The sequence below is a fragment of the Limnohabitans sp. 2KL-17 genome, from assembly GCF_003063415.1.
Lineage (GTDB): Bacteria > Pseudomonadota > Gammaproteobacteria > Burkholderiales > Burkholderiaceae_C > Limnohabitans_A.
In genome coordinates this window covers 1-13,009 of record NZ_NESK01000020.1, presented here as the reverse complement: position 1 = coordinate 13,009, position 13,009 = coordinate 1, and the positions used below count along the sequence as shown (strand labels likewise).

Genomic DNA, 13,009 nt, shown 5'->3' with positions numbered 1-13,009 from the left:
CCTGATGTGATCCATTTAAGGTCAAGCTCTCAACATGTCCAGGACTTCGCACACCTCGTCGGTGCTGATCTCGGGCTGCAGCGCCTTGCGGCGCAACAGCAAGTCCATGAGATCGTTGTCGGACAGGTCCATGAGCACATACATGCCTCGGGCCTGCCCAACTGTTAAGCGAGAACTGTGCCGATTGAAAAAGCGCTCGATGAACAAGTCATTTTCAAGCAGGCCCCGTCGGCTGCGCCAACGAAGCTTGCTCAGCGACCGCTCGCTCAAGGGGGCGAGTCGGTCTGCGCCTGTCAAAGACGCGTCTTCAAGCAAAGGCGTGACCAGCATCAGACAGCGCGACGGACCATTATCTCTTTGATCTTGCCGATGGCCTTGGTAGGGTTCAAACCCTTGGGGCAAACGTCGACGCAATTCATGATGGTGTGGCAGCGGAAAAGACGGTAGGGGTCTTCCAGGTTGTCCAGGCGCTCAGCCGTGGCTTCATCACGGCTGTCTGCGATGAAACGGTAGGCTTGCAGCAAACCTGCCGGGCCCACGAACTTGTCAGGGTTCCACCAGAAACTGGGGCAGGCGGTGGAGCAGCTGGCGCACAAGATGCACTCGTACAGGCCGTTGAGCTCATCACGCTCTTCCGGGCTTTGCAGGCGCTCGGTTTCGGGCGGGATGGTGCTGTTGATCAGGTAAGGCTTGATCGAGTGGTATTGCTTGAAGAACTGGGTCATGTCCACGATCACGTCGCGGATCACTGGCAAACCTGGCAGGGGTTTCAGCACGATGGTGCCGGGCAGGGTGTTCATGTTGGTGAGACATGCCAAACCGTTTTTGCCGTTGATGTTCATCGCGTCTGAACCGCACACGCCTTCGCGGCAAGACCGGCGAAAGGAGATGGTGGGGTCTACAGCTTTGAGTTTCATTAGGGCGTCAAGCAACATGCGCTCGTTGCCGTCCAATTCAACCTGGATGGTTTGCATGTAAGGCTTGGCATCCTTGTCTGGGTCGTAGCGGTAGATCTGGAATGTACGTAGGGCCATGGATAAACTCCTGTTGGATTCTGGTGATGGGCCGCCGACCGGAGGTGAGCGGCCTAGACAATCTTTAGAACGTGCGAACCTTGGGTGGCACGGAGTCCACGGTCAGGGGCTTGAGCTTCACAGGCTTGTAAGTGAGGCTGTTCGATGCGCTGTGCCACAGGCTGTGTTTCATCCAGTTGGCATCGTCGCGACCCAATGGGGCCACGGCATCGTCCACTGGGCGCTCGTAGTCACTCACAGTGTGGGCACCACGGCATTCCCGGCGAGCGGCCGCAGACACGATCGTGGCTTGTGCGGCTTCGATCAGGTTTTCTACTTCCAGGGCTTCGATGCGGGCGGTGTTGAACACTTTGGAGGTGTCCTTCAGGCCAATGGCGTTGACGCGGTCACGGATGGCCGCGATCTTCTGAACGCCTTCGTCCATGCTGGCTTGTGTGCGGAACACGCCAGCGTGCTGTTGCATGGCTGCCCGCATGTCGTTGGCCACATCCTGGGCGTATTCGCCGCCACGGCCTTCGAGTTTGTTCAGACGTTCCAGCGTGAGGTCGGTGGCATCGGCCGGCAATGCCTTGTGCGACTTGGTCTTGGAGGCGAAGTCGACAATGTGGTTGCCCGCAGCGCGGCCAAACACCAGCAAATCGAGCAGCGAGTTGGTGCCCAATCGGTTGGCACCGTGCACCGACACGCAAGAGCATTCGCCCACGGCGTACAAGCCGTTCACAACGGCGTTGTTCTCGGTGGCGTTTTGTGTGACCACCTGGCCGTTGATGTTGGTCGGGATGCCGCCCATCTGGTAATGGATGGTGGGCACAACCGGGATCGGCTCTTTGGTGATGTCGACGTTGGCGAAGTTGACGCCGATCTCGTACACCGATGGCAGGCGCTTGTGGATGGTTTCTGCGCCCAGGTGGTCGAGCTTGAGCAAAACGTAGTCTTTGTTGGGGCCGCAGCCACGGCCTTCCTTGATCTCTTGGTCCATGCAGCGTGATACGAAATCACGCGGAGCCAGATCTTTCAGGGTGGGCGCATAGCGCTCCATGAAGCGTTCGCCGTTGCTGTTGAGCAAGATGGCACCTTCGCCCCGGCAGCCTTCGGTCAAGAGCACGCCCGCACCGGACACGCCAGTGGGGTGGAATTGCCAGAATTCCATGTCTTCCATCGGGATGCCTGCACGAGCAGCCATGCCCAAGCCGTCACCCGTGTTGATAAAGGCGTTGGTCGAGGCGGCATAAATGCGGCCTGCGCCACCTGTGGCCATCAGCACGGTCTTGGCGTGCAAGACGTGCAGGTCACCGGTTTCCATTTCGAGTGCTGTCACACCGACCACGTCGCCTTCGGCATCACGGATCAGGTCAAGGGCCATCCACTCCACGAAAAAGCTGGTTTTAGCAGCCACGTTTTGCTGGTAAAGCGTGTGCAGCATGGCGTGACCCGTGCGGTCAGCCGCAGCGCAAGCGCGTTGCACGGGCTTTTCGCCGTAGTTGGCGGTGTGGCCGCCAAATGGACGCTGGTAAATGGTGCCATCCGGGTTGCGGTCGAAGGGCATGCCCATGTGCTCTAGGTCATACACGACCTTGGGCGCTTCACGGCACATGAATTCGATCGCATCCTGATCGCCAAGCCAGTCCGAACCCTTGATGGTGTCGTAAAAGTGGTAATGCCAGTTGTCGTCGGACATGTTGCCCAGCGAAGCGCCAATGCCGCCTTGGGCCGCCACGGTGTGCGATCGGGTAGGAAACACTTTGGACAGCACGGCCACATTCAGGCCAGAGCGGGCCAGTTGCAGCGATGCGCGCATGCCCGAACCACCGGCGCCGACGATCACGACATCTAACTTGCGGGTGGTGATTTTGTCTTTGGTATAGCTCATGGTTTATCTAAGTTGGGGTGAGTTCAATGCAATGACAAACGATCTCGAATTTTTCACAGGCGCCAGAGCGACTGAACGGCCCAGCCTGCACAGCTGACCAGCCAGACCAGGGTGAAAACGTGTAAAACCAGGCGGACAGCCAGGGGTTTAACGTAATCCATCCAGATGTCACGCATGCCCACCCAGACGTGGTACAGCAAGGAAAGAATGACAGAGAAAGTCAGGACCTTCATCCATTGGGAGGCAAAAATACCTGCCCATTCCTCGTAACCAATGGGGCCGGCTGTGAAGATGACCTGCGCCAGCAAAATCAGGGTAAAAAGGGCCATCAGGCTGGCGGTGACGCGCTGAGCGAGCCAGTCGCGAAAGCCATAACCAGCACCGGTCACGATGCGTTTGGAGCCGTAATTCACGGACATAAGTCAGTTTCCTTGTTTCTTGTGGGGGGGCTGATCAGTACAGACCAAACAGCTTGGCACCGAGCACTGCGGTCAGGCCGATGCTCAGAACCAGTGTGACGATGGCAGAAGATTTGCCGAATTCTTTGGTCACCGCGTGACAGATGTCCATGTACAAATGGCGCAGACCCGCAATGAAATGGTGCAAATAGGCCCAAATCAGTGCCAATGCGACCAATTTCATGAACCAGCCAGGTACAAAGCCCAGGCCAACGTTGAAAGCAGCCGAGAGTTTGGCGTAAGAGATCTCGGAAGTGATGGAACTGTCAAACAGCCAGATGATGAGTGGCATCAGCAAAAACATCAGGAAACCGCTGATGCGGTGCAAGATGGAGACGATGCCTGCCGCTGGCAAGCGGTAAGACGGCAAGTCTTTCAAGGCGTTGATGTTGCGGAATTCAGGCCGCTTTCGGGCGAGTTCAGTCATGTGTGTACTTTCTGGGTGTAACGCGTTCGTCATCTGAATGGCAAGCCGGTGAATTCTATTGCAACGCAGCAAACTGACATGAGCATTGCACACGGGGGGTGCAGGGAGATTTTTCAATCGCCCTTGTCGGGTCAACTCAAAGCGTTGTGATAGTGGTGACTTTCGGTGCGGTACAAGCCGCGCCGGAGCTCCATAGGGGTGTCGTTGTAGGTATAGGCAACGCGCTCCACACTCAGCAAAGGGGTTCCTGCGGCTAGTTTTAGCAATTGGCTTTGGGTCTCATCAGGTAGCACGGCGCGGATTTTTTCGTCCGCACGAACCATTCGCACACCAAATTCAGTTTCAAAAAGAGCATACATGGCGCCTTGGTAACCGGCCAGACGCTCGGAAGTCAAGCCTTTGAAGGGGGCGCCGGGCAACCACAAGTCTTCCAAAATAGTGGGGACGCCCGCAAAAGACAGCACGCGCCTGACCTGTAAAACGGTATCGCCCGTCCTCAATGCCAATGTGCGGGCGATGTCGGCTGTGGCACGCAAACGTTTGCAGTCCACGATGTCACGTTGGGCGGGACCTTCCTTGTCCAAATTGCCATTGTCCGGTACCAATTTCAGAAATCTGTACTGGACATGGTGCTCGGCATGTGTGGCGACAAACGTGCCTTTGCCCTGTCTGCGCACAAGCAGGTGGTCGCTGGCCAGCTCGTCGATGGCTTTTCTGACCGTGCCCTGGCTGACCCGGTAGCGTGCAGCCAGCTCCATTTCGCTGGGAATGGACTCGCCTGGCTTCCATTCACCGGATTGCAGGTTTTGCAGAATCAGGCTTTTGATTTGCTGGTACAGCGGGCTGAAAGCAGGCGTTGGCACGGGCGTGTTGGCTGCAGAAAAACTGTTGTCGGCCAATGGGGAGGTGTTGTTCATGGGTTGAGTTTGACGAGCGGGTCAGTTACGCGTCAGGGGGGACATCTTATCTTATATAAGACATAAGACAAATTGACGGATCAGGGTTTTCGAGGGTACACTCGCCGAGTGTTTGCCAGCGTTTCGTGCCCATGCATGTGTGCGCGCAGCCTGGTCCGGTGCGCCGGACAGACCTGCTGACAAGTTGTCAGCCAAGGACTGCAACCCTTGTTTTTAATACTTCTGGAGTTTCTACCATGAGCAAAAAGCCCGTCCGCGTTGCCGTTACCGGCGCAGCAGGTCAAATTGGTTACGCATTGTTGTTTCGCATTGCCTCCGGCGAAATGCTTGGCAAAGACCAGCCCGTCATTCTGCAATTGCTCGAAGTGCCCGTCGAAGGTCCTCAAAAAGCGCTCAAGGGCGTGATGATGGAACTTGAAGACTGCGCATTCCCGTTGTTGGTGGGCATGGAAGCCCATGGCGACCCGATGACCGCGTTCAAAGACGCTGACTACGCCTTGCTGGTGGGTTCGCGCCCACGCGGCCCCGGCATGGAACGCGCAGAGTTGCTGGCCATCAACGGGGCCATCTTCACGGCTCAGGGCAAAGCCCTGAACGCTGTGGCTTCGCGCAACGTCAAAGTGCTGGTTGTAGGCAACCCCGCCAACACCAACGCCTACATCGCCATGAAGGCCGCACCAGATCTGAAACCCGGTAATTTCACCGCCATGCTGCGTCTGGACCACAACCGTGCTGCTTCGCAGATCGCTGCCAAAACCGGCAAAGCCGTTGCTGACATCGAAAAACTTTGCGTCTGGGGCAACCACTCGCCCACCATGTACGCTGACTACCGTTTCGCCACCATCAAGGGCGAGTCGGTCAAGGCCATGATCAATGACCAGGTCTGGAACGAAACCGTGTTTTTGCCCACCGTCGGCAAGCGCGGCGCGGCCATCATCGAAGCCCGTGGCCTGTCCTCGGCTGCCTCGGCTGCCAACGCCGCCATTGACCACATGCGCGATTGGGCCCTGGGCACCAATGGCAATTGGGTCACCATGGGCATCCCTTCGCAAGGCTGGTACGGCATTCCCAAAGATGTCATGTTCGGTTTCCCAGTCACCTGCGAAAACGGCGAATACAAAGTCGTTGAGGGTCTGGACATCGATGCGTTCAGCCAGGCTTGCATCGACAAGACATTGAAAGAACTGACCGACGAGCAAGCTGGCGTCGCTCACCTGATCTGATTCAGGAAGAGACTTCAAAGTGAGTCATCCTCGCAGCGTCCTGTTGGGTGCGCAAGCCGGTAGCGTCTCGCTGCCAGTGTGTGACCATTACAGCGGTGTCGAAGCGAGGATGCGCAAAAGCCTGCAACTGCAGGCCGAGATGGCGCAAGAACTCGGCACTTGTGTCTTTGATGTCACCCTGGACTGCGAAGACGGCGCCCCGGTCGGTGGCGAAGCCGAACACGCGGTATTGGTCACCGATTTGGCCCTTGGCACGACCGCTGCAAGGCCGGGTGCGCGCATTGCGGTGCGCGTTCACCCTGTTGACCACCCCAGTTTTGAAGCCGACATGGCCTACATCGCAGGCCGTTGCGGCCGGGTTTTGACGCACATCATGGTGCCCAAAGTCGAAAGTGTGGCCGATGTCGACCGCGCCCAGGCCGCCCTGCTGGCCGCCGGCGTCCCTGATCTGCCCCTGCATGTGCTGATCGAGTCGCCCGCAGCCGTGCACCGTGCCTTTGACATCGCCGCCCACCCTAGCGTGCAGTCAATCAGCTTTGGCCTGATGGATTTTGTCTCTGCCCATGGCGGCGCGATACCGGCAGACGGCATGGGCATCGAGGGGCAGTTCACGCACCCGTTGGTGCTGCGCGCCAAGCTCGAGATTGCCAGCGCCTGCCACGCACATGGCAAAGTGCCATCGCACTGTGTGGTCACCGAATTCAAAAAACCTGACGCCATCCGCATGGCTGCCCTCAAGGCGGCACGTGAGCTGGGCTACACCCGAATGTGGAGCATCCACCCCGACCAGATACGCCCGATTCTGGAGGCCATGGCCCCCAGCGAAGCGCAAATTGAGCAAGCCAGCGAGATCATTTTGGCCGCGCAGGCGGCCAACTGGGCGCCTATCAGCCATGGTGGTCAGTTGCATGACCGTGCGAGTTACCGATTTTTTTGGCAATTGATTGAGCGCGCGCACCAGACAGGTCGCTCTTTGCCTCAAGAAATTCAGTTATTTTGGACAGACGCTGGCAACAACGCGCGGCTTGTTTCATGATGAAGCCCATTCAACAGAACGGAACAACATGCAAAAGATGATCATTTTCTGGATGCTTGCTGGTCTGGCTGTGCCCGCCTGGGCGCAAGAACCGCTGCGTTCTTCCAAGACAACACAGGCCAACGCCAAGCCGGCTGCGGCCAAGACTGGCAAGACAGCGAAAAACCAGGAAGCCCCCAAGGCCGAATCTGAAGCCAAGATGGGCCCGGATGAACTGGCCATCGCTGATCGCGTGCACAAAGGCCACTTGCCCTGCGAGCTGGGCGCGAGTGTGCGCATGGAGGCAGATGCTTCGCAGCCCGGTTATTTTTATTTGCATGGCAAGGGATTCCGTTACCGCATGCACCCTGTGGCCACGACCACAGGCGCGATCCGTCTGGAAGACCGCAAAGCGGGTGCAGTTTGGCTGCAACTGGCCAACAAGTCCATGTTGATGGACCAGAACAAAGGCCGTCGCCTGGCCGATGAATGCGTCAACGCCGAGCAAGTCGCTTTTGCCGAGGACATGAAAACCAATCCCCCGCCCAGCCTGATCGATACGACAGGCATGGGGCGGTATTTTTTGAACTTTGACTGACAGGAGAAAACCATGTTGAAAGCCTACCGTGAACACGCCGCTGAACGCGCTGCCCTGGGTATCCCCCCCCTGCCGCTGGATGCCAAACAAGTGGCTGACTTGATCGAGCTGATCAAAAACCCACCTGCAGGCGAAGACGCCTTCCTGATGGACTTGTTGACCCACCGCGTTCCGCCCGGTGTGGACGACGCAGCCAAAGTCAAAGCCTCTTTTTTGGCCGCAGTGGCCCACGGCGAAATCAAGGTCGGCCTGGTCTCCAAAGCCAAAGCCACCGAGTTGCTGGGCACCATGGTCGGCGGCTACAACGTGCACCCCCTGATCGAGTTGCTGGATGACGCTGAAGTAGCGGGCGTGTCTGCCCAAGCCCTGAAGAAAACTTTGTTGATGTTCGACTTCTTCAACGACGTTGCAGAAAAAGCCAAGGCGGGCAACGCCAAAGCCAAAGAAGTCATGCAAAGCTGGGCCGACGCCGAGTGGTTCACTGCACGCCCTGAAGTTGAGAAAAAAATCACCGTCACCGTGTTCAAGGTGCCTGGTGAAACCAACACCGATGACCTGTCCCCTGCGCCAGATGCCTGGAGCCGCCCTGACATCCCCTTGCACTATCTGGCGATGCTCAAAAACACCCGCGAAGGTGCGGCCTTCAAGCCCGAAGAAGATGGCAAGCGCGGACCAATGCAGTTCGTTGAAGACCTGAAGAAAAAAGGCCACCTGGTCGCCTACGTGGGCGATGTGGTCGGTACAGGCTCCAGCCGCAAGTCGGCCACCAACAGCGTGATCTGGGCCACAGGCCAGGACATTCCCTTCGTGCCCAACAAGCGTTTCGGTGGCGTGACTTTGGGCGGCAAGATCGCTCCCATTTTCTTTAACACGCAAGAAGACTCGGGTGCTTTGCCCATTGAAGTGGATGTGACCCAACTGGAGATGGGCGATGTGATCGACGTCTTGCCCTACGACGGCAAGATCGTTCGTAACGGCGAAACCTTGACCACTTTCCAACTCAAGAGCGATGTGTTGTTTGATGAAGTCCGTGCCGGTGGCCGCATCAACCTCATCATTGGCCGCAGCCTGACCGCCAAGGCGCGCGAGTTCCTGGGCTTGCCAGCGTCCACAGTGTTCCGTTTGCCCACCCCGCCGGTGGTGACCCAGGCTGGCTTCACACTGGCCCAAAAGATGGTTGGTCGTGCGGTTGGTTTGCCAGAAGGTCAGGGCGTTCGCCCCGGTACTTACTGCGAACCCAAGATGACCACCGTGGGTTCACAAGACACCACTGGCCCCATGACCCGTGACGAGCTGAAAGACCTGGCCTGCCTGGGCTTTTCTGCCGACATGGTCATGCAATCTTTCTGCCACACAGCCGCATACCCCAAGTCGGTGGACGTGAAAACCCACCGCGAATTGCCTGCTTTCATCAGCAACCGTGGCGGTGTTGCCCTGCGTCCTGGTGACGGCGTGATCCACTCTTGGCTCAACCGCCTGCTGTTGCCCGACACCGTCGGCACCGGTGGTGATTCGCACACCCGTTTCCCCATCGGAATTTCCTTCCCCGCCGGTTCCGGCTTGGTGGCCTTCGGTGCAGCCACAGGCGTGATGCCCTTGGACATGCCTGAATCCGTTTTGGTGCGTTTCAAAGGCGAGATGCAGCCCGGCGTGACATTGCGCGATTTGGTGCACGCGATTCCGCTGTACGCCATCAAGAAGGGTTTGTTGACCGTGGCCAAGGCCGGCAAGATCAACGAATTTTCGGGCCGCATCCTGGAAATCGAAGGCCTGCCCAACCTCAAGGTCGAACAAGCGTTTGAGTTGTCCGACGCCTCTGCCGAACGCTCTGCTGCAGGTTGCACCATCAAGCTGAACAAGGAGCCAGTTCAGGAGTATCTTAAGTCCAACATCGTGCTCATGAAAAATATGATCGCCGATGGTTATGCCGATGCACGCACCTTAGCCCGCCGAATCGAAAAAGTCGAAGCCTGGTTGGCCGCCCCCAACCTGCTCGAAGCCGATAAGGATGCTGAGTACGCACACGTCATCGAGATCGACCTGGCCGAAATCAAAGAGCCGATCTTGTGCTGCCCGAACGACCCGGACGATGCCAAGTTCCTGTCTGAAGTGGCCGGCACCAAGATCGACGAAGCCTTCATTGGTTCGTGCATGACCAACATCGGTCACTTTCGTGCCGCAGCCAAATTGCTTGGCGGTAGCCGCGACATCCCCGTCAAACTGTGGGTGGCACCGCCCACCAAGATGGACGAGAGTGAGTTGATCAAGGAGGGCCATTACGCCAACTTTGGTGCAGCAGGTGCTCGCACCGAGATGCCTGGCTGTTCACTGTGCATGGGCAATCAGGCGCAAGTGCGTGAAGGTGCGACCGTGGTGTCCACCTCGACCCGAAACTTTCCCAACCGTCTGGGCAAGAACACCAATGTGTACTTGGCCTCGGCCGAGTTGGCCGCCATCGCCTCCAAGCTGGGGCACATCCCCACAGTCGCCCAATACCATGAAGCCATGGGCATTGTGAACAAGGACGGTGCAGCCATCTACAAATACCTGAACTTCAACCAGATCGAAGAGTATGTGGAAAAAGCGAAAGGCGTGACCGCCTGATCAGGTCTTGAACCTGTCCAAAGCCCCCGCGCCGAAAGGCCTGGGGGCTTTTTTTGTTCTGCACAGGTGACAGCGTGGGTTTTGCAATTGGCTTAGCCTTGCCAAATCAACACTTTGTCTTAAAGGGCAACCATGAAATACACCATGCTGGGCAAAAGCTCATTGAAGGTTTCCCGCTTGTGCTTGGGCACCATGATGTTTGGTGACCAGACCCCTCTCGAAGATGCCCGCGACATCTTGGCGGATGCGCTGACCCGGGGCTGTAATTTCATCGATACAGCCGACGTTTACACCTTGGGTAAGTCCGAAGAGATTCTTGGGCAATTGCTGACCGGACAACGTCACCGATGGGTGCTGGCCAGCAAGGTCGGCAATCCGATGGCAGATTTGCCCAATCACCAGGGTTATTCGCGCAGCTGGATGGTGCGTGCCTGCGAGGACAGTCTGCGCCGCATGGGTACCGATTACCTCGACATTTACTACCTGCACCGAGACTACAACGGCATGAGCCTGGAAGAGCCTTTGCGTGCCATTGAGGCCTTGTTGCGCGACGGGAAAATCCGTTATTGGGGTGTCTCCAATTTCCGGGGTTGGCGCATTGCCGAGATGGTCAACATGGCTCGCCAGATGAACATGCCTGGGCCTGTGGTGTGCCAACCGTATTACAACCTGCTCAACCGCATGCCGGAGGTGGAAGTGCTGGAAGCCTGCGGACATTACGGCCTCGGCGTGGTGCCCTACAGTCCTATTGCGCGCGGCGTGCTGACTGGAAAATATGCACCAGGTCAAGCGCCCTCGGAGGGCACTCGGGCTGCCAGAGCTGACAAACGCATCATGGAAACCGAGTTTCGGGCAGAGTCATTGCAGATTGCGCAAACCTTGAAACAGCACTGTGAACGCAAAGGTGTGACGCTGGCACATTTCGCCACGGCGTGGGTGCTTGCCAATCGCTATGTGAGCGCGGTCGTTGCAGGTCCTCGTACGCTGGCGCAGTGGCAAGACTATTCTGCAGCGCTGGATGTCGAGATCACCGCCGAAGACGAAGCGGTGGTGGACAGTCTGGTGGTGCCTGGGCACCCCTCTACGCCGGGTTACAACGACCCGTCTTACCCAATCAATGGCCGTTGAATCCGTTTTAACCCCGCTCAGTGGGCGGGTATTTCGCCGATGACCCTTGGAGCCTGCAGGGCCGGTATGCTGTAATTTTTTTGACATTCAGGAGACACCAGATGCTCAATCGCCGTTCATTCATGGGGGCCGCTTTTGCCGGGACATCGGCCTTGGCCTTCTCGTCTGTGTGGTCGCAATCTGCGCCGAATTTCGGGCTGCCTACTTTGCCGACCACGGGTTTTCGGCGCATGAAGCTGGGCAGCATGGAGATCATTGCGCTCAATGACGGCGCCGTGCGCCGACCTTTGGGCGAAGAGTTTGTTCCCAAGGTTCCGCTGGACAACGTCAAGGCATTGCTGGCATCGCAAAACTTGCCGACCGATTACATCGATGTTCCGTACACCCCGTTTCTGCTCGTCAATGGCAACCAGCGCTATTTGTTCGACACAGGTTTTGCAGACAATGGCCCGCCCACCACGGGCAAGCTGCTGGGCAATTTGGCGGCTGCAGGCTTCAAGCCCGAGGACGTCAACCACGTGGTCCTGAGCCATTTTCATGGCGACCACATCAACGGCCTGCGTTTTAAAAACGGTGACTTGGTGTACCCCAATGCCCGCGTGCATGTGCCCACGGTTGAACATGCTTTTTGGACCGATGAAGCGCGCATCTCAGCGGCACCGCCAAGCATCAGAGGTGCTTTTGAAGGCGTGCGCCGCGCTTTGGGTAATTTGTCCGGTGATCAGTTGGTCAAGTTTGAGCCGGGCACAGATGTGGCGCCGGGTTTGACTTCTATCGCGGCCTTTGGTCACACCCCGGGGCACAGTTTGTTCAAGATGCAATCCCAGGGTCAGTCTTTTGCGTATGTTGCAGACATCACCAACGTGCCATCCTTGTTTGCTCGGGCACCCGACTGGGCGGTGATGTTTGACATGAACCCCGAGATGGCGCGTCAGTCGCGTCGCCGCATCTTCGACATGTTGGTCAAAGAGAAGATGGTGGCTGGGGGCTTTCACTTTCCATTTCCGGCGTTTGGCACCATCACTCCTTCCGGCGAAGGCTATCAATTCAACCCGATGGCTTGAATGCCTTGTCCCGTCTCTTCAAAAAAATGGCACCCAGGGTGCCATTTTTTTGCACTTGCCAGGATCAGTCAGGTTTGAGCTGAGCTTGTTGCACCACGGGTTTCCAGCGGATGATTTCACGCGCGATCAGCTCGCCGAAAACTTCAGGTGGCTGGGGGGTCGGCACGGCACCTTCGGTGTTCAGCCGCTGGAGGATCTCGGCCGACCGCAAGCTGGCGTTGATTTGTGCATTGAGTTTTTGCACGATGGCAGCAGGCGTGCCCGCAGGTGCAACGATGCCGTACCACTGGTCTGCTTCAAAGCCCGCCAGCTCGGGCAGGCCGCTTTCGGCCACCGTCGGCACATCTGGCAGCAGGCCAATGCGCTGGGGGCTAGAGACGGCCAAGGCCCTTAACAGGCTGCTGAAATACCCCATTCGCGAGCGCAATTTCGCCCCGCATGGTTTTGATTTTTTTGATTTTCCTTTCGCATTCTGATATTCCCTTCGTTTTTTGTTCGCCTTGGCCCACTTGTAAGCCCATTTCGGGGCTTTTTCTGCCCCTCACGCCCCCTGCTGACGGATTTGCCCCAAGGTGCGCATGCGCGTGAGGTTATAGGCGGTCATCGTCAGCACAAACATCTGATCGACTTTCTCCAGCCCCCGCACCATCACCTGCGCCATGTGGCCCACC

General features: G+C 57.6%; 13 protein-coding genes and 1 pseudogene. 6 read left to right on the top strand and 8 right to left on the bottom strand.

Going from position 1 to position 13,009, the window contains the following annotated elements:
* Positions 1 to 21: 21 nt before the first annotated feature.
* From B9Z45_RS11150 to B9Z45_RS11125, 6 genes are all read right to left on the bottom strand, one after another.
* On the bottom strand, positions 22 to 330 hold the full coding sequence (locus B9Z45_RS11150) for a succinate dehydrogenase assembly factor 2 (RefSeq protein WP_108407298.1): 309 nt from the start codon (positions 328 to 330) through the stop codon (positions 22 to 24).
* Positions 330 to 1,034, bottom strand: coding sequence for a succinate dehydrogenase iron-sulfur subunit (locus tag B9Z45_RS11145; RefSeq protein ID WP_108407297.1), 705 nt, complete (start codon positions 1,032 to 1,034; stop codon positions 330 to 332). Before B9Z45_RS11145 ends, B9Z45_RS11150 begins: the two co-directional genes overlap by 1 nt.
* 64 nt (positions 1,035 to 1,098) lie before the next feature.
* Positions 1,099 to 2,904 (bottom strand): succinate dehydrogenase flavoprotein subunit, encoded by a 1,806-nt coding sequence (sdhA, locus tag B9Z45_RS11140; protein WP_108407296.1) that lies wholly within the window; start codon positions 2,902 to 2,904, stop codon positions 1,099 to 1,101.
* Positions 2,905 to 2,957: 53 nt separating this feature from the next.
* A complete protein-coding gene (sdhD, locus tag B9Z45_RS11135; RefSeq protein ID WP_108407295.1) occupies positions 2,958 to 3,323 on the bottom strand; it encodes a succinate dehydrogenase, hydrophobic membrane anchor protein in 366 nt (121 codons plus the stop codon).
* A gap of 34 nt (positions 3,324 to 3,357) precedes the next feature.
* Entirely contained in the window at positions 3,358 to 3,789 is a 432-nt protein-coding gene (sdhC, locus tag B9Z45_RS11130; RefSeq protein ID WP_108407294.1) for a succinate dehydrogenase, cytochrome b556 subunit, read from the bottom strand.
* A gap of 131 nt (positions 3,790 to 3,920) precedes the next feature.
* Positions 3,921 to 4,706 carry a GntR family transcriptional regulator gene (locus B9Z45_RS11125; protein ID WP_108407293.1) on the bottom strand — a complete coding sequence of 262 codons (786 nt, stop codon included), beginning with the start codon at positions 4,704 to 4,706 and terminating at the stop codon, positions 3,921 to 3,923.
* Between the two features lie 236 nt (positions 4,707 to 4,942).
* Here B9Z45_RS11125 and B9Z45_RS11120 point away from each other — a divergent pair, with 236 nt between their 5' ends.
* From B9Z45_RS11120 to B9Z45_RS11095, 6 genes are all read left to right on the top strand, one after another.
* Positions 4,943 to 5,929, top strand: a complete 987-nt coding sequence (locus tag B9Z45_RS11120) for a malate dehydrogenase (protein WP_108407292.1) — start codon at positions 4,943 to 4,945, stop codon at positions 5,927 to 5,929.
* Between the two features lie 109 nt (positions 5,930 to 6,038).
* Positions 6,039 to 6,965 (top strand): CoA ester lyase, encoded by a 927-nt coding sequence (locus B9Z45_RS11115; protein WP_370445838.1) that lies wholly within the window; start codon positions 6,039 to 6,041, stop codon positions 6,963 to 6,965.
* A gap of 28 nt (positions 6,966 to 6,993) precedes the next feature.
* Positions 6,994 to 7,542 (top strand): hypothetical protein, encoded by a 549-nt coding sequence (locus B9Z45_RS11110; protein WP_108407290.1) that lies wholly within the window; start codon positions 6,994 to 6,996, stop codon positions 7,540 to 7,542.
* A gap of 12 nt (positions 7,543 to 7,554) precedes the next feature.
* On the top strand, positions 7,555 to 10,146 hold the full coding sequence (gene acnB, locus B9Z45_RS11105) for a bifunctional aconitate hydratase 2/2-methylisocitrate dehydratase (protein WP_108407289.1): 2,592 nt from the start codon (positions 7,555 to 7,557) through the stop codon (positions 10,144 to 10,146).
* Between the two features lie 132 nt (positions 10,147 to 10,278).
* Positions 10,279 to 11,274, top strand: coding sequence for an aldo/keto reductase (locus B9Z45_RS11100; protein ID WP_108407288.1), 996 nt, complete (start codon positions 10,279 to 10,281; stop codon positions 11,272 to 11,274).
* A 101-nt stretch (positions 11,275 to 11,375) separates the two neighbouring features.
* Positions 11,376 to 12,338: an MBL fold metallo-hydrolase gene (locus B9Z45_RS11095; RefSeq protein ID WP_108407287.1), complete on the top strand. Its 963-nt coding sequence runs from the start codon at positions 11,376 to 11,378 to the stop codon at positions 12,336 to 12,338.
* Between the two features lie 64 nt (positions 12,339 to 12,402).
* Here B9Z45_RS11095 and B9Z45_RS11090 read toward each other — a convergent pair whose 3' ends face one another.
* Positions 12,403 to 12,753: a tripartite tricarboxylate transporter substrate-binding protein gene (locus B9Z45_RS11090; RefSeq protein WP_108407286.1), complete on the bottom strand. Its 351-nt coding sequence runs from the start codon at positions 12,751 to 12,753 to the stop codon at positions 12,403 to 12,405.
* 126 nt (positions 12,754 to 12,879) lie between these two features.
* Positions 12,880 to 13,009, bottom strand: a pseudogene (locus tag B9Z45_RS11085) (IS5/IS1182 family transposase); the annotation flags it as partial.

Excerpts from the sequence above, each read along its gene's own strand:
- B9Z45_RS11150 (WP_108407298.1), bottom strand. The coding sequence starts at position 330 with ATGCTGGTCACGCCTTTGCTTGAAGACGCGTCTTTGACAGGCGCAGAC.
- B9Z45_RS11145 (WP_108407297.1), bottom strand. The coding sequence starts at position 1,034 with ATGGCCCTACGTACATTCCAGATCTACCGCTACGACCCAGACAAGGAT.
- sdhA (WP_108407296.1), bottom strand. The coding sequence starts at position 2,904 with ATGAGCTATACCAAAGACAAAATCACCACCCGCAAGTTAGATGTCGTG.
- sdhD (WP_108407295.1), bottom strand. The coding sequence starts at position 3,323 with ATGTCCGTGAATTACGGCTCCAAACGCATCGTGACCGGTGCTGGTTAT.
- sdhC (WP_108407294.1), bottom strand. The coding sequence starts at position 3,789 with ATGACTGAACTCGCCCGAAAGCGGCCTGAATTCCGCAACATCAACGCC.
- B9Z45_RS11125 (WP_108407293.1), bottom strand. The coding sequence starts at position 4,706 with ATGAACAACACCTCCCCATTGGCCGACAACAGTTTTTCTGCAGCCAAC.
- B9Z45_RS11120 (WP_108407292.1), top strand. The coding sequence starts at position 4,943 with ATGAGCAAAAAGCCCGTCCGCGTTGCCGTTACCGGCGCAGCAGGTCAA.
- B9Z45_RS11115 (WP_370445838.1), top strand. The coding sequence starts at position 6,039 with ATGCGCAAAAGCCTGCAACTGCAGGCCGAGATGGCGCAAGAACTCGGC.
- B9Z45_RS11110 (WP_108407290.1), top strand. The coding sequence starts at position 6,994 with ATGCAAAAGATGATCATTTTCTGGATGCTTGCTGGTCTGGCTGTGCCC.
- acnB (WP_108407289.1), top strand. The coding sequence starts at position 7,555 with ATGTTGAAAGCCTACCGTGAACACGCCGCTGAACGCGCTGCCCTGGGT.
- B9Z45_RS11100 (WP_108407288.1), top strand. The coding sequence starts at position 10,279 with ATGAAATACACCATGCTGGGCAAAAGCTCATTGAAGGTTTCCCGCTTG.
- B9Z45_RS11095 (WP_108407287.1), top strand. The coding sequence starts at position 11,376 with ATGCTCAATCGCCGTTCATTCATGGGGGCCGCTTTTGCCGGGACATCG.
- B9Z45_RS11090 (WP_108407286.1), bottom strand. The coding sequence starts at position 12,753 with ATGGGGTATTTCAGCAGCCTGTTAAGGGCCTTGGCCGTCTCTAGCCCC.